The sequence below is a fragment of the Deferrisoma camini S3R1 genome (genome assembly GCF_000526155.1).
Taxonomy (GTDB): domain Bacteria; phylum Desulfobacterota; class Deferrisomatia; order Deferrisomatales; family Deferrisomataceae; genus Deferrisoma; species Deferrisoma camini.
In genome coordinates this window covers 256,809-272,408 of sequence record NZ_JAFN01000001.1, presented here as the reverse complement: position 1 = coordinate 272,408, position 15,600 = coordinate 256,809, and the positions used below count along the sequence as shown (strand labels likewise).

The following is a 15,600-nucleotide window of genomic DNA, read 5'->3' as shown; positions in this document are numbered from 1 at the left end:
AAGATGAACGGGAACTCCGAGCAACCTCTCTTCCACTCAACCAGAAACACCTGGGGAGATGAATATTTCACCCATATCAACGGGCCGGATTTTAAAGACGAGCCAGCCAGTGAGATATACAAACGCCAATATGACCGGCTGTTGTCTCAGAAAAATGCCATTTTCGTACTCTGCGGCACCGATTCAGGGCTCTTGATTCGCCATATCGCCCGGAACTTCGCCGACAACGATTCTTTCTACGTTTTCGTCGAGACCGACGAACTCGCCCCCTTCGTGCCCTTCGAACAACACGCGGAAAGCGCAGAGAACCTGGCCCTGTGCACGCTTTCGGAGTTACCGGAGACGTTGAAGCGCGTCGACGTGCGGCACCACTTTTACCGGAACGCGGTCTTCCTCGTGCCCTCCGTCTGCGCCACACGCGAGAACACCGCGCACGCTCTGTTGTTGCAAAAACTCCGCGAGCACCTGGATATGGCGCGGTTCAACATTTTGCTCACGTCGGCCCACGCGCCATTTATCCTGGCCCGGTTGGGCAATCTTGCCGATCACGAACTTCCCTTGGACCGACTCGACGGGCTTTTCGAGGGCGAAACGGCCGTTATTTTGGGGGCGGGGCCAAGCCTCGACGAACTTCTTCCCTGGGTGCAGGAAAACAGGCCGCGCTTCACCTTGTTCGCGGTTTCGAGGATCGCAAAGCGACTGGGGGATGAGGGGATCCTCCCCGACATCGTGGCCACCATCGATCCCAAACCGGCAAGTTACGACATCAGTAAGGAGATGCTTGTTTACCCGGAGGACCGCGTTCTCATCTACGAAACCCACGCCTACCCGAGGCTTATATCTCAGTGGCGGGGGCGAAAATTTTTCGCGGGACCGCGACTACCATGGGAACCGCGGAAAGACCTCAACTACGGCCCCACGGTGGCTCATCTGGCCCTTTGGGCAGCCATCCGCATGGGATTCCGCCGGATCTATTTGGCAGGCGTCGACCTCTGCTACGGCCCCGCGGGGAAGGTTCATGAGTCGGCAAGTTCGGGAAAGGCCGAGGTTTCCGCCACCCGCAGAGACGTGAAAACCGTACAGACCTATGGCGGGGAGGAGGCGGAGACCGACTACGCGTTTCTGGCCGGGATTGCTTCGCTGGAGAAACTTGCCACGGTCGCCCGCGAAGCGGGGAGCGAGGTTGCGAACCTGGCCGCCCGAGCCGCGAAAGTCCCGGGGGTTTCGTTCGTGCCCCCCGAAAAGGCCCAACTTCCCCAAGGTGGCGCACCCGCGGCGGAACGGGTTGCCACCGCCCTTCCTCCCCCCACACCGGGACAACGCAAGAATCAACTCCAAACATTGGTGGCGGAACTCGAAGAACTCATCGAGCAGTGCCGCAACATCCGGCGCATGGCCCATCGGGGGGAGAGGACGATCCGCGAGTACGCCGGGGCGTCCGCCGCCAAACGAGGCAAGGTCGCAAAGGAGTTCGGGGGGCTGTGCACGAAGCTCCAAAAAAGGCACGGCCCCATCCTGGACAGCCTCCAACGGCTGTTCCCCGATCTGTTCTACGCCTATTTCGACACCAAGAAGGTGGCGGACGACCTCAAGGGGAAAATCCGACACGACAAACAACTGCTCCAAGCTTACATGGCCACCGTGCCTCATCTGGAGCGGATGCTCAGGATCGCCCGCGACAAGGCACAACACCGCCTCCTCGAGCTCGACCCTCGGGCCTGTCCCGAGCGGCTCGTGCGTGGATGGCTCGAGCGCAAAGAACCTTTACGGTTGCACTGCGTCGATCCGTCCACCCGCCAGCGGGTGCTAGGGGAACTGGGGGAACCCCTGCGGAGCAAACTGGAAGAGGCGTGCCGTGAGGCCCTCTGCGATCGAGAGGTGAGTCCCCAGGGGAACTTCGACGCCGGGGAGGCCCTGGGCCGGGCCCAGGACGCCTTTCGCCATCGCAACGCGGCGGCCCTGAAACGGGTCCGAGAGGCGCTCAGCCAACGCCCCGAAGTCGAGGCGGCCGCGATCGACACCCTCGCCGCCGGGCTCGAAGCGGAACTCCGGGAAGATGGTGACGCTGCGGTTTCCTACTACCAACAAGCCTCCGCCACCGAGTACGTCCCGGTTCGACGAGAGGCCAAGCGGCGCCTGGCGAAACTCCTACTGGCCCGTGGAGCAACTAGGGAAGCCGCGGAACTTTTGTACCCGCTGTGCACCGAGGGCGGCCCCGATGCGCCGGAGCTCGCCACCACGATGATCCGGGCCGGACACCCGGGCCTCGCCCTCAAAGCCCTCGTGGACCTTTTGGAACGGACACCCCGCGATCCGCTCCTTTGGTGCCTCGCCGGCGAGGCCCAGGAAGCACTCGGCGAAACCGGTGGGGCCCGTGACGCTTTCGTGCAGGCCCTCGGGCTCGCACCTGGGAACGCCCGAGCCAGTGAGGGGTTGCGCCGCCTGGAGGAAAACGCGAAAAATTTTCCGGAGGGCTAAAGATGAGGGCGTAACCTGCCGATTCGACCGGGCAGACGGAAGAAAAACTCCGCCGGGCAACGGAGGGCCCGGCCCCGCACCCCGCAAGGGGGAAAGGAGGCAACCCAGAGGACAAAAACGAGGGAAAGAACGAAGCAGACGGCCCGCGGGAGGGGCCGAGGGACTCCCAGGGGAACGTCGCCCCCCTGAAGGCGGCTGGGCAACGGCACGGACGCCGGAAACCAACCCCAACTTTCATGGAGGAAAGTCATGAGCCTCAGCATCAACAACAACATCACCTCTCTGAACGCCTGGCGAAACCTCAAGCAGACCGACTTTCGCATGTCAAAGACCATGGAGAAGCTCTCCAGCGGTCTTCGGATCAACCGCGCCGCCGACGACCCGGCCGGGCTGGTGATCAGCGAGAAGATGCGCGCCCAGCTCGTGGGTTTGGATGCCGCGGCCAAGAACGCGGAGAAGGCCATCAACATGGTGCAGACGGCCGAAGCGGCGCTCGACCAGGTGCAGAAACTCCTGGACAAAATGCGTCAACTCACGGTTGACACCCTGAACTTGGGCGTGAACGACGACGCCATGCGCAAAGCGAACCAGGACGAACTGGACGAGGCGATCCAGTCGGTAACCCGGATTGCCAGCTACACCCAGTTCGGGACCAAGAAACTGCTGGACGGTAGCCTCGGAAACACTACCACCGTGTACGCCACTGACAAGATCGATAGCGTCACTTTCGGTGGCAGCAACGTGGTGGCGAGCATGGACGGAACGTTCGCCGTGAAGCTGGACCAGATCGCCCAGCAAGCTGTGAAGTCATTCACGATTTCGACCGACCTCGCCAGTGTTAGCACATCGGGCGGCCTTTTGGCGAACGCGACTTTCACCTTGAACGGTGTGACGATCACGGGATCAGCGGGGAAAAACATCGCGTCCGTCATCAATGCTTACAAGGCTTCCACAGGCGTATCTGCGACTGTGTCGAGTGGGAAACTCATTCTGAAAACCACGGCGTACGGCGATGACGCTACGATCACCCTCCTCGCAGCCTCCGGTGAACTCGACACTGCCAACGTAAGCGCTACGGATACCGGTCAGGACGCGAAGGCTACCGTGTCGTTCGCCAACGGTAGCACGCTGGCCTTCTCGAACACCTCCTACAACGATGGCCTTACGGTTTCGGACGGCAATGGGAACGTGATCACGTTCGGCAGCTGGGCCACGTACGCTTCAAATAGCGGCGACACCATTTCGGTAGCGGGGAACCTCGAGGCCAACAATGTCCGGTTCCAAGTAGGCGCAAACGCGACCCAGTTCGTGAGCATCACGATCGGTAGCGTGAAGGCCTCGAAACTAGGCACAGGCGTCACGAACGACTCGGGATATACCTCGCTTTCCGACCTCCAGACAAACTCGGTGCTCAAGAACGGCTCCTCCGACAACATTGAAGACGCGCTCAAGATCATCGACAAGGCGATCGACCAGGTGTCGGACCTGCGTGGCAAGCTGGGAGCGGTTCAGGCCGACAACCTCCAGGTGCAGCTTGACCGCATCCGGATCGCCTACGAGAACCTGCAGGCCTCTGAGTCCACCATCCGCGACACCGACATGACGCTGGAGATGGCCCAGTTCACGAAGTACCAGATCATGATGCAGGCCGGCACGGCGATGCTGGCGCAGGCGAACCAGATCCCGAACAACATCCTCCAGCTCTTGAGGTAGTAGCTCGGCGAACGGGGGGCCTTCGGGCCCCCCGTTTCGCCTCGCGGGGGGGAAAGGCCGTAAATCGTGAATCGTAAATCGTAAATGGTTTGCGGCCCTGCGGGCCGCCCAAACGACGAACGACCGGCGACCTGCGACGAACGGCCCTTCGGGCCGGGTCGCCACCGGGAGGTGGCTCCTACATGGCGGTGGCGGGCGGCGGGCCACTGGTCACGCGTCACCGATCACCCGTCACGGGGCGCGAAGCGCCCGACGATTCACGATTCACCATTTACGATTCACGGCACTTAACGCATGGAGGCGTTGACCATGAATTTGCAAGCGATCACAGAGGTTTCGATCCGCGGGTCGCCCCAGAGCGGGGGCGCCCAGAACGAGGCGATTCATAGGGCCCAGGAGGCCGTGGCCCAGCGGGTGGAGGAGGCGCGGGAGGAACGCGAACCCTCCCCCGAGGAGGTGGCCCAGGCCGTGGAGGCCATGAACGGGTTCTTGAAGGCCAATAACAGCCACATCCAGTTCGCCCTCCACGACAAGCTGAAGCAGCTCATGGTGGAGGTGGTGGACAACCGCACCCAGGAGGTCATCAAGACCTTCCCGCCCAAGGAGTTGCTGGACCTGGCGGCCAAGATCGGGGAGATGGTGGGGGCGTTGTTGGACAGGAAGGGCTGAGGGGCCGTAAATCGTGAATCGTAAATCGTAAATGGTTTGCGGCCCTTCGGGCCGGTCGCCACAAGGGCGGTGACGGGTGGGGAACTGCGGTGACACAGTGACGAGTGACACGTGACGGGTGATGGGGGACAGCGGTGACGATCACTCGTCACGCGTCACTGATTCCATGTTACGGATCACTCGTCACTGATCACGGAGGTTCGAGCCATGCCGGGAACGATCAGTTTCGACGGGCTGGCGACCGGGATCAACACCACCGAGACGGTGGACAAGCTGATCGAGGTCGAGAGCCGGCCCAAGATTCTCAAGGAAGCCGAGAAGGCCCGGCTGGAGAACCAGCTCTCGGCGTGGCAGGAGGTGAACTCCAAGCTCCTGGACCTCAGGACCCAGGCCCAGGAGATCTGGAAGGCATCCACCTGGACCACCCTCTCGGCCACCAGCTCCAACGAAAACATCCTCACGGCAACGGCCTCGTCCGATGCCCAGCCGGGCACCTACACGATCGAGGTCACCCAGCTCGCCCAGGCCCACCAAATCTCCACGGGAGGGTACTCCTCGGACCTGGACACCGTGGGCACCGGCACCCTCACCGTGACCGTGGGCGCGAAGTCCGTGGACATCACGGTGGACTCGTCGAACAACACCCTGCGGGGCCTGGCCGACGCCATCAACCAGGCCGACGTGGGCGCCACGGCCTCGGTGATCTACGACGGCTCCCAGTACCGGCTGCTGGTGACCTCGGACCAGACCGGCACGGCCAACACCGTGAGCCTGACGGCCACGGGGTTTACCTTGACGACCACCACGGTGCAGGACGCCCAGGACGCCTCCATCAACTTCGGGTCGGGCACCGGTGCGATCACGATCACCTCGTCGTCGAACCAGATCGAGGACGTGATCCCCGGGGTGACCCTGAACCTGGTGAACGCGAGCCCGGGCACCCAGGTCACGGTCTCGATGAGCCGGGACACCTCGGGAGTAGAGGAGAAGATCCAGGCGTTCGTGGACGCCTACAACACCGCCATGGAGTTCATCGGGGAGCAGTTCAAGTTCGACCCCCAGACGAACACCGGCGGCATCCTGATGGGGGACCGCACGCTTCTGACGATCCAGACCCGGATCCAGTCGATGATCGCGAGCCCCGTGGCCACCGGCGGCGACATCACCTCGCTCCGGTCCATCGGGCTCAAGCTGGACGACGACGGGGTGCTGTCGTTCGACACGGCAAAGTTCCAGGAGGCCGTGGCCCAGGACCCGGGCGCAGTGAAGAACCTGTTTCGGACCGCGGGCCGCACCGAGCACGCCAAGGTCTCGTTCGTGTACGCCGGCAAGGACGCGGTGGAGCCATCGTCCTCTGGGTACCAGGTGGTGATCACCCGGGCGGCGGAGCGCGCGGCCGTCACCGGGGCCTCGGCCGTGGGGTCCCTCACCATCGACTCCACGAACGACACCCTCACCCTGGCCCTGGACGGTGGGACCTCGTTCACGGTGACCCTGGAGCAGAAGACCTATGCGTCGGCCGCGGACCTGGCCGCGGAGATCCAGGCCAAGGTGAACGCGGCCGCGCCTGCGGGAGAAGTGAGCGTGTCCGAAAGCGGGGGGACCCTTACGATCACCTCTCAGAAGTACGGATCGGCTTCCAAGGTCCAGATCATCAGCGGAAACGCCCTCTCGAACCTCGGGTTCACGGCGGGCGACCAGGACTCCGGGGTGGACGTGGCCGGCACGATCAACGGCGAGAGCGCCACCGGCGTGGGCCAGACCCTGACCGGCGACGACGGGAACCCCAACACCGACGGGGTGACGCTGAAGGTGGAGCTCACCGCCCAGGATCTGGTGGATGCCGGCGGCTCGGTCACCACGACCCTCCACTTTGCCAAGGGCGTGGGCAACAAGTTCGACGAGTACCTGCAGGGGCTGACCCAGCCGCTGATCGGCACGATCGGCATGAAGGAGACGGCCCTGGAGAACTCCATCGACTCCATGGCCGAGTACATCAAGGAGCTGGAGGACCGGCTGGATCAGCGGCGCGAGAGCCTGCTGGAGCAGTTCTACCGCATGGAGAAGGCGGTCAACGAGTTCAACAGCCAAGGCAACTACCTGATGAACGCGCTCTCCGGGCTCAATGCGAACTGGAAGTGGAACGGTTAGGGGCCGTAAATCGTGAATCGTAAATTGTGAATGGTTTGCGGCCCTTCGGGCCGGGTCGCCACAAGGGCGGTGACGGGTGACAGGTGATGGGTGACGGGGACAGGGCGGTGACGGGTGACGAATCACTCGTCACGGGGCGCGAAGCGCCCCACGATTCACGATTCACGATTCACGATTCACCATTCACGATTCACGGCAGTTGACAGGACCCACAAGGAGGTGGAGTTCATGACGTACGGACCGGGCGCTGCCGCCTACACACAGACCCAGGTGGCCACCACGGCGAGCCAGCAGAAGCTGATTGTGATGGCCTACGACGGCATCCTGAGGTTCCTGAACCAGGCCCTCGACCACATGGAGAAGAAAGAGATCGAGGCCAAGCACGAGAAGCTCACCAAGGCCCGGGCCGTGATCCAGGAACTGGCGAGCACCCTGAACATGGAGGAAGGGGGCGAGATCGCCCGGAACCTGTGGAACCTGTACGTGTTCTTCATGCAGAAGATCACCGAGTCGAACCTCACCAACGACCCCGAGCCGGTGCGGGGCATCCTGCCCGCCATCCGGGAGCTGCGGGACGCGTGGGCCGAGCTCAAGCTCGACGAGGCCGACGAGACCGTGAAGGCCCTGGACCGGCGGGTGCCCGCGGCCGAGGATGGCGCGCGGTTGAGCGTGACGGGCTAGAGAGCCGTGAATCGTAAATCGTGAATGGTGAATGGTTTGCGGCCCTTCGGGCCGGGTCGCCACAAGGGCGGTGACGGGTGACGGGGAAACGGCGGGGACGGGTGACGCATCACGGGTCACTTGCCACGCGTCACTGATCCGATGTCACAGATCACCCGTCACCCGTCACTGATTCAAGGAGATTCCATGGCACGTGCCGAGCTCGACACCGGAGACACCCGGACCCAGACGCTCAAGGCCATCCTGGTGGCCCAGGTGGGGATCTGCCGGGAGATCCTCGATGCGACCCGGGCCGCGGCCGAGGCGGCCGACGAGCTGGACATTCCGGGCATCGAGGCGGCCATGGAGCGCCGGGGCCGGGCATTGAAAGAGCTGGCCGGGCTCGAGGCCGAGGCCGAGGACCTGCGCGGCCAGGCCTTCGCCCCTCCTCCCCTCCTGGCCGAGCTCCTGGCCGCGCTCACGGACCTGACCGTGCGCATCCGCCACGCCGACGCCGAGGCCCGCAGGGCTGCCGAGCGGGCCCGGGATGAGCTGCGTGACCGGGTCCGAGCCCTGCAGCGGGGTCAGCAGGGGCTCCGGGGCTACCGGGGCCCCACCGACCCCACCCCCCGGTTCGCGGACCGGAGGGGGTAGCGCCGGGAGAAGGGGCGCCTCAGCCCTCCGCTTCCACGAGGGTGGCCATGCCCATGCCGCCGCCCACGCACAGGGTGGCGAGGCCCAGCCCCACGCCCCGCCGCCGCATCTCGTAGACCAGGCTCACGACCAGCCTGAGACCCGTGGCCCCCACCGGGTGCCCCAGGCCGATGCCGCTTCCGTTCACGTTGACCCGTTCCCGGTCGAGCCCCAGGTCCCGCTCGCAGGCCAGGTACTGGGCCGCGAACGCCTCGTTCAGCTCCACCAGCCCGATGTCCCCCAAACCGATGCCGGTGCGCTCCAGCAGCTTCCGGGTGGAGGGCACGGGGCCGTAGCCCATGATCTCGGGGGGAACCCCCGCGCTGGTCTGGGCCACCACCCGGCCGAGAATGGGCAGCCCCAGCGACCGGGCGCGGTGCCGGCTGGTGATCACGACCGCGGCCGCCCCGTCGTTGAGGCCCGAGCTGTTTCCGGCCGTGACCGTGCCCCCCTCCTTGAAGGCGGGCGGAAGCTTCGCCAGGTCCTCCAGGGTGAGGCCGAACCGGGGGTGCTCGTCCGTCTCGACCACGGTCTCCCCCTTCCGGCCCGGTACCCGCACCGGCACGATCTCGTCGTCGAACCGGCCGGCCCGGATCGCGGCCTCGGCGTTGCGGTGGCTCCGCAGGGCCACCTCGTCCTGGTCGGCCCGGGAGATGCCGTGGCGCTCGGCCAGGTTCTCGGCCGTGAGCCCCATGATCATCTCGTTGCCGAGGATCCGGCTCCCGGAGTTCAGGAGCTCCCACAGGCTGTCGGTCATCTCCCCATGGGTCAAGCGCTGGCCCCACCGGGCGGTCTTGAGCACGTAGGGGGCGTTGGACATGCTCTCCACCCCCACCACCAGCACGGCCCCGGCCTCGCCCGCGTTGACCAGGAGCCGGGCCGAACCCAGGGCCTGCATGGACGAGGAGCACTGCTTCTGCACCGTGAAGGCCGGCACCTCCACCGGGATGCCCGCGGCCAGCGCAGCGGTGCGGGCCGTGTTGGCCTCGTCAGGGCACTGGATGCACTCGCCGGCGATCACCTCGTCCAGGTCGGCCCCGGCCAGGCCCGCCCGGCGTAGGGCCTCGTCCATCACCACGGCGGCCAGCCGGTGGGCCCTCAGCCCCTTCAGGCTTCCCCCGAACTTTCCGATGGGGGTGCGCACGGCGCTCACGATCACGGCGTCGCGGTCGGTCTTGGCAAAACGCATGGGCAACGTCTCCATGTCGGGGATCGGTGACGGGTGACGGGTGACGGGTGACGGGTGACGGGTGGCGGGTGGCGGGTGGCGGGTGGCGGGCGACCGGCGACCGGCGACCGGCGACCGACGACCGACGACCGACGACCGACGACCGACGGCCAACGACCGACGACCGGCGACCGACGACCGACGTCACCCCTCTACCAGGCGTTCCAGGTGCTGGCGCAGCGTCCGGGCGCGCGCCGGTTTGGGCACCCAGGCGTCGACCCCCAGCCGCCGCCAGAACGCGGCGTCCGAGGCGGGGCCGGCCGTGTACACGATGACGGGAGCCCGTCCGTCCACCGAGCTGAGACGCGCCACGAACCCCGCCCCCCCGACTCCCCGGGGCTCCACCACGACCCCGGCCCACGGCCCCGACCAGGCCCACAGCTTCAGGGCCTCGTCGGGGTCGTCGGGCGCCACCACCTCGAACCGGGCCCCCAGTCCCTTGGCCAACACCTGGCGGGCCTGGGGGTCGGGCTCGACCAGGAGCACCCGCCCGCCGGCCCCGGCCGCCTGCCTCTCCCCGGCCGAGGCCGCCGGCAGCCACAGGTGGACCCGGGCCCCCGGCAGCCCCTCGGGATCCCGCCCCCTTCCCTCGGCCCACGCCTCGCCGCCGTGGGCCCGGGCGATGCCCCGAACCATGGGAAGGCCGAGCCCCAGCCCCACCGCCCCGAACTCGAAGTCCCCGCTGTGGTGGGCGTGGAGGGGGGTCAAGGTGACGAACCGCTCGAAGCACCGCTCGGCCTCGCCGCCCTCCGGCAGCCCGATGCCGGTGTCCTCCACCGTGATGCGCACGCCTGGCCTCCCGGCCCGTTCGAGCGCCCCCGCCTCCACCCGCACCGTCCCGCCGTCCGGCGTGGCCCGGGCGGCGTTCTGCAGCAGCTCCAGCAGCGCGTCCCGGCCGGCCTCGGGGTCCACGGCCACGGGGGGCAGACCCTCGGGCAGCTGGCACTCCCACGAAAGCCGCCGGCCCGCCCCGAGGGTGCGGGCCTCGGCCAGGCACCCCTCCACCCACCGTTCGGGGTCCACGGGCCGGGCCAGGTAGGTCCAGGCCTCCCGGGTGTGGGCCTCGGCCGTGACCTTCCGCAGCACGGCGTTCAGGCGGTTGGCGGCCGCCGCGATCCGGCGCACCCACTCCCTGGCGGTGGGGTCCAGCCCCGCCGGGGCCCGGTCGAGCAGGAGCTCCGCATGGCCCTTGATGGACACCAGGGGGGTCTTGAACTCGTGGCTCAGCCGGTCGAGAAGTTCGTCCCACGAGACCGGAGCCGCGTCCGTTCGGCTCACTCCCCTTCTCCCTCGTCCTCCCCCAAGTCGACGATGTCGAGCCCCTCCAGGTACCGGGCCGTGCGGTACACCGCCAAACGGCGGATCTTCGCCACGGCCTGGGCGATCCGGCGGATCCCCCGGTGGACGAACTCCAGGTCGTCCCACCAGGGGCTGTCGGGCCCGAGCCGCTCCAGCAGGGTCTCCGTCTTCAGGCCCACCGCGGTCAGCGGCTGATTGAGGGCGTGGGCCACGGCCCCGGCCGTCTCCAGCACCACCCGCAGCCGTTCCCGCTCGAGCTGAGCCGCCCGGGCCTCATCGAGCTCCCGGAACACCCGCCGCAGGCGCAGGGCGGCCCGCAGCCGCGCCCTCAGCTCCATGAGATCGAAGGGCTTCACCAGGTAGTCGTTCGCCCCGGCTTCGAGCCCCTCGGCCACGTGGTCCGCGTCCCCGCGGCCGGTGAGCAGGAGCACCGGCACCCTCTCGGCCCCCGGCCGGTCCCGAAACCGGGCCAGGAACCCCAGCCCGTCCATGCCCGGCATCACCCAGTCGAGCACGACCAGGTCCGGTTCCAGGCCCCGGTCCAGCAGTGCCAGGGCCTCGGCCCCGTCCGCCGCCCCGCGGAACGAGACGGCCTCCTCGTCCAGGGCCGCCTCGAGCAGGGGTAACACGGCCGGGTCGTCGTCCACCACCAAGATCGTTGCGCCCCCCGCTCGGCTCATCGGACCCTCCAGACCTCCATCCGCTTTCGTGCCCACGTTCCGTCCCGGTCCGTGTGGCACACGCTGGTGCATGCCGAGTACACCCTACCACCCTCCGGATCCTCCGCCACCCACACCCGAAGCGAGTGGGTCCGCACCCGGTAGGCCCCCCGGTCCGGGTTGGTGACCGCCATGTGGCAGTCGATACACCCGGCCTCGTCCTCGGGGTGGCGCTGGTGGGCGGGCACCAGGGCCAGCTCGGACTCCTCGTGGCACCCCGAGCAGATCTCCTCGCTGCGGCGCCGCAGGCTGTGGGGGTATTCGGACCCGTGGGGAAGGTGGCAGGTGGTGCACGACAGCCCCACTCCGGCGTGCCGGCTCTCCACGAACCCCTGGTACTCCATGAACGGGAGCCGCTCGGCACCCCCCCGCCAGAAATGGGAGGTGGTCCGCTCGGGGTCGGGCCGGATGAGCTCGAACCGGGCCTCGAGCCGGTCCCCCGGCCGGAACCCCACGGGATAGGGGTGCTTGCCGTCGAGGCTCCGGCCCCGGCTGTGGCACGCCCCGCACAGGGCGGCCCGGGTCAGGGGGGTGAGGGTGGTGGGACGGAGGATCGGCTCCCGCCCCCCGGAGTCGGCGTGGGCCTGGCCGTCGCCGTGGCAGGCCGAGCATCCGGCGTTCGCCTCGGGAAACGTGCGGGTGGTCGGGTCATACCCCGTGGTGTGGCACCCGGCGCACCCGTCCTCCCAGGTGAGGCCCTTGCGGAGCACCGCCTCGAGGCTGGCCGGCAGGGGCTCCCACCGACGTCGGGCCAGGTTCCACTGGGCCGGGAGGAGCCGGTACCCGTCCGGGTCCCGCCGGAAGTACACCTGGATCTGGATGATGCCGTAGGCCAGGGCCACCTGGTCGCGCTCGAACCGGCCCTCCACGTGCTCCGCCCACCCCTCGACCCGCTTGCCCCACCGGGCCTTGACCAGCCTCGGGTCCCGGTCCGGGTCGATGAGGAAGTGGCTGTGGGGGTGGCGGATCCACAGGGAGAACTCGGGGTTGTGGCAGGTTCCGCAGGTGCGCGACCGGCTCTGGGCCAGGCCCGAGGCCAGGGTCACGTGGGCCACCCCACCCGGCGTGGCCCCGGCGGCCGCGGCCCAGGCCAGGGCCGCGGCAACGACCGCCGCGCACAGCCCCCTGGGGTTCACGCCGTCTCCGACACCGCCGCCTGGGCCGCGGCCAGCCGGGCGATCGGCACCCGGAACGGGCTGCACGACACGTAGTCCAGGCCGACCCGGTGGAAGAACGCGATGGAGTCGGGGTCGCCCCCGTGCTCGCCGCACACCCCCACCTTGAGGTCGGGCCGCGCCGCCCGGCCCCGCTCGGTGCCCAGGGCCACGAGCTGCCCCACCCCCTCCTGGTCGATGCTCTGGAAGGGGTCCTTGGGGTAGATCCCCCTCTCCACGTACACGGGAAGGAACGACCCCGCGTCGTCCCGGCTGAACCCGCAGGTCATCTGGGTCAGGTCGTTGGTGCCGAAGCTGAAGAACTCGGCCTCGGACGCGATCTCGCCGGCGGTCAGGGCAGCCCGGGGCACCTCCACCATGGTGCCCACCAGGAACGGAAGATCGTCCACGCCGGTGGCCCGCTTCACCTCCTCGGCCACCTCCAGGATGAGCCGTTTCTGGTCCTGCAGCTCGGCCACGTGCCCCACCAGCGGCACCATGATCTCGGGCCGGGCGTCCACGCCCTCCTTGCGCAGCTCGGCCGCGGCCTCCAGCACGGCCCGGGCCTGCATCCGGGTGATCTCGGGGTAGCTGATCCCCAGGCGGCACCCCCGGTGGCCCAGCATGGGGTTCATCTCCCTGAGCTGCGCCACCCGGGTGCGCACGGCCTCGGGGTCCTTGCCCATGGTCTCGGCCAGCTCCCGGATCTGGGCGTCCTCGTGGGGCACGAACTCGTGGAGCGGGGGGTCCAGCAGCCGCACGGTCACGGGCAGGCCCTCCATGGCCCGGAAGATCCCCTTGAAGTCCTCCTTCTGGTACGGGAGCAGCTTCTCCAGGGCCCGGGCCCGCTCCTCCGGGGTCTCGGCCAGGATCATCTCGCGCATGGCCCGGATGCGCTCCCCCCCGAAGAACATGTGCTCGGTGCGGCACAGCCCGATGCCCTCCGCCCCGAACCGGCGGGCCTGGGCCGCGTCCTCGGGCCGGTCGGCGTTGGTGCGCACCCCCAGCCGCCGCAGCTCGTCGCAGAACCCCAGGAACCGGGCCAGGTGCTCGTGGCGCTCGGGGTCCAGCACGATCAGCGGCAGCTCCCCGGCGTAGAGCACCCCCTTGGTGCCGTTCACCGTGATCACGTCGCCCTCGCGCAGCACGGTGTCGCCCACGGTCACGGTGCCGGCCGCCACGTCGATCTCGAGGGCGCCGCACCCCACGACGCAGGTCTTTCCCCACCCCCGCGCCACCAGGGCGGCGTGGGAGGTCATGCCGCCCTTGGCCGTGACGATGGCCTCGGCCACGTGCATGCCGTGCACGTCCTCGGGGCTCGTCTCGATCCGCACCAGGATCACGGTCTCACCGGCCGCCGCCCGCTCCTCGGCCCGTTCCGGGGTCAGCACGATGCGGCCGGTGGCCCCGCCCGGCCCGGCCGGCAGCCCCCGGGCCAGGGGCCGGGCCGACCTCTCGGCCGCCGGGTCCACCATGGGGTGGAGCAGCTCGTCGAGCTGGTTGGGCTTCACCCGTATGACGGCCTCGGCCTTGTCGATCAGGCCCTCGTCCACCATGTCCACGGCCATGCGCACCGCGGCCGGGCCGTTGCGCTTGCCCGTGCGGGTCTGCAGCAGCCACACCCGGCCCTCCTGCACGGTGAACTCGATGTCCTGCATGTCGCGGTAGTGGCGCTCCAGCCGGTTCCGGACCTCCAGGAGCTCCTGGTAGGCCTCGGGCATGGCCTCCTCGAGGGTGGGCAGGTGGCGGTTCGCGTCGTTCTTGCTCGCCTCGTTGATGGCGTACGGGGTGCGGATGCCCGCCACCACGTCCTCGCCCTGGGCGTTGGGGAGCCACTCGCCGTAGAAGGAGTTCTCGCCGGTGGCCGGGTTCCGGGTGAACCCCACGCCGGTGGCGCTGCGCTCGCCCATGTTCCCGAACACCATGGCCTGCACGTTCACGGCCGTGCCCCACTCGTCCGGGATGCCCTCGATGCGCCGGTACTGGACCGCACGCTTGCCGTTCCAGCTCTGGAACACCGCCCCGATCGCCCCCCACAGCTGGTCCATGGGGTCGTCGGGGAACGGCTTGCCCAGCACCTCCTCCACCCGGCGGCGGAAGGCGTCGCACAAAGCCTTGAGGTCGTCGGCCGTGAGGTCGGTGTCGGCGGTGACCCCCTTCTCCTTCTTGCGGGCGTCCATGAGGTGCTCGAGCTGCACCCGGATCGCCTCGCCCTCGGCCGGCTCGATCCCCGCGGCTTTCTCCATGACCACGTCGGCGTACATCATGATGAGCCGGCGGTACGAGTCGTACACGAACCGCTCGTTGCCGGTCCGGCGCACCATGCCCGGGATCGTGGAGGAGCACAGACCCACGTTGAGCACGGTCTCCATCATGCCCGGCATGGACTGGCGGGCGCCGCTGCGCACGCTGACCAGGAGCGGGTTGTCCGGGTCGCCGAACCGGGCCTCCATCACCTCGGCCATGAACGCCAGGGCCTTCTCCACGTCCTCCCGCAGGCCCTGGGGATACGTGCCCCCGTGTTCATAGTAGTAGGTGCACACCTCGGTCGTGATGGTGAACCCCGCCGGAACCGGGATGCCCAGATGGCACATCTCCGCCAGGTTGGCGCCCTTGCCGCCCAACAGGTCCTTCATGCCGGCCCGGCCCTCGGCCCGAGCCGCCCCGAACGTGTACACGTACTTGGCCATGGCGTCCTCCTGGTGTGAAGGGAATATGGGAACCGTAAATCGGGAATCGTTGAAGGCCGTTCGTCGCCGGTCGTTGGTCGTTTCACCGTGCGGACGCGTGGACGTGCGGAGGTGCGAACGGAACGTCCTAACGTCCTAACGTCCCA

General features: G+C 67.9%; 11 protein-coding genes. 6 read left to right on the top strand and 5 right to left on the bottom strand.

Translation table 11 applies throughout. The annotated features are described in order from the left end of the window. Positions 1 to 3: 3 nt before the first annotated feature. The 6 genes from DEFCA_RS0101125 (at position 4) to DEFCA_RS0101100 (ending at position 8,325) form a co-directional block, all read left to right on the top strand. Positions 4 to 2,478 carry a motility associated factor glycosyltransferase family protein gene (locus DEFCA_RS0101125; protein ID WP_084318594.1) on the top strand — a complete coding sequence of 825 codons (2,475 nt, stop codon included), beginning with the start codon at positions 4 to 6 and terminating at the stop codon, positions 2,476 to 2,478. Between the two features lie 249 nt (positions 2,479 to 2,727). Further along, a complete protein-coding gene (locus DEFCA_RS0101120) occupies positions 2,728 to 4,191 on the top strand; it encodes a flagellin N-terminal helical domain-containing protein (protein WP_025321211.1) in 1,464 nt (487 codons plus the stop codon). 309 nt (positions 4,192 to 4,500) lie between these two features. Further along, positions 4,501 to 4,860, top strand: coding sequence for a flagellar protein FlaG (locus DEFCA_RS0101115; RefSeq protein WP_025321210.1), 360 nt, complete (start codon positions 4,501 to 4,503; stop codon positions 4,858 to 4,860). A 207-nt stretch (positions 4,861 to 5,067) separates the two neighbouring features. After that, a complete protein-coding gene (fliD, locus tag DEFCA_RS0101110) occupies positions 5,068 to 7,011 on the top strand; it encodes a flagellar filament capping protein FliD (protein ID WP_025321209.1) in 1,944 nt (647 codons plus the stop codon). Positions 7,012 to 7,239: 228 nt separating this feature from the next. Beyond that, positions 7,240 to 7,692, top strand: a complete 453-nt coding sequence (gene fliS / locus DEFCA_RS0101105; protein ID WP_025321208.1) for a flagellar export chaperone FliS — start codon at positions 7,240 to 7,242, stop codon at positions 7,690 to 7,692. Positions 7,693 to 7,878: 186 nt separating this feature from the next. Further along, positions 7,879 to 8,325 carry a hypothetical protein gene (locus DEFCA_RS0101100; RefSeq protein WP_025321207.1) on the top strand — a complete coding sequence of 149 codons (447 nt, stop codon included), beginning with the start codon at positions 7,879 to 7,881 and terminating at the stop codon, positions 8,323 to 8,325. A 19-nt stretch (positions 8,326 to 8,344) separates the two neighbouring features. On the opposite strand, the gene DEFCA_RS0101095 is transcribed toward DEFCA_RS0101100, so the two are convergent. The 5 genes from DEFCA_RS0101095 to ppdK form a co-directional block, all read right to left on the bottom strand. After that, entirely contained in the window at positions 8,345 to 9,553 is a 1,209-nt protein-coding gene (locus tag DEFCA_RS0101095; protein WP_025321206.1) for a thiolase family protein, read from the bottom strand. A 183-nt stretch (positions 9,554 to 9,736) separates the two neighbouring features. Beyond that, positions 9,737 to 10,870: an ATP-binding response regulator gene (locus tag DEFCA_RS0101090; protein WP_025321205.1), complete on the bottom strand. Its 1,134-nt coding sequence runs from the start codon at positions 10,868 to 10,870 to the stop codon at positions 9,737 to 9,739. Beyond that, positions 10,867 to 11,571 carry a response regulator gene (locus tag DEFCA_RS18950; protein WP_025321204.1) on the bottom strand — a complete coding sequence of 235 codons (705 nt, stop codon included), beginning with the start codon at positions 11,569 to 11,571 and terminating at the stop codon, positions 10,867 to 10,869. Before DEFCA_RS18950 ends, DEFCA_RS0101090 begins: the two co-directional genes overlap by 4 nt. Further along, complete coding sequence (locus DEFCA_RS0101080; protein WP_025321203.1) at positions 11,568 to 12,746, bottom strand: cytochrome c3 family protein; 1,179 nt, start codon at positions 12,744 to 12,746, stop codon at positions 11,568 to 11,570. Before DEFCA_RS0101080 ends, DEFCA_RS18950 begins: the two co-directional genes overlap by 4 nt. Next, a complete protein-coding gene (gene ppdK, locus DEFCA_RS0101075) occupies positions 12,743 to 15,454 on the bottom strand; it encodes a pyruvate, phosphate dikinase (RefSeq protein ID WP_025321202.1) in 2,712 nt (903 codons plus the stop codon). Before ppdK ends, DEFCA_RS0101080 begins: the two co-directional genes overlap by 4 nt. Between the last annotated feature and the right edge of the window lie 146 nt (positions 15,455 to 15,600).

What these genes read in the sequence shown, in the direction of transcription:
- DEFCA_RS0101125 (WP_084318594.1), top strand. Translation starts at nt 4, where the DNA reads ATGAACGGGAACTCCGAGCAACCTCTCTTCCACTCAACCAGAAACACC.
- DEFCA_RS0101120 (WP_025321211.1), top strand. Translation starts at nt 2,728, where the DNA reads ATGAGCCTCAGCATCAACAACAACATCACCTCTCTGAACGCCTGGCGA.
- DEFCA_RS0101115 (WP_025321210.1), top strand. Translation starts at nt 4,501, where the DNA reads ATGAATTTGCAAGCGATCACAGAGGTTTCGATCCGCGGGTCGCCCCAG.
- fliD (WP_025321209.1), top strand. Translation starts at nt 5,068, where the DNA reads ATGCCGGGAACGATCAGTTTCGACGGGCTGGCGACCGGGATCAACACC.
- fliS (WP_025321208.1), top strand. Translation starts at nt 7,240, where the DNA reads ATGACGTACGGACCGGGCGCTGCCGCCTACACACAGACCCAGGTGGCC.
- DEFCA_RS0101100 (WP_025321207.1), top strand. Translation starts at nt 7,879, where the DNA reads ATGGCACGTGCCGAGCTCGACACCGGAGACACCCGGACCCAGACGCTC.
- DEFCA_RS0101095 (WP_025321206.1), bottom strand. Translation starts at nt 9,553, where the DNA reads ATGCGTTTTGCCAAGACCGACCGCGACGCCGTGATCGTGAGCGCCGTG.
- DEFCA_RS18950 (WP_025321204.1), bottom strand. Translation starts at nt 11,571, where the DNA reads ATGAGCCGAGCGGGGGGCGCAACGATCTTGGTGGTGGACGACGACCCG.
- ppdK (WP_025321202.1), bottom strand. Translation starts at nt 15,454, where the DNA reads ATGGCCAAGTACGTGTACACGTTCGGGGCGGCTCGGGCCGAGGGCCGG.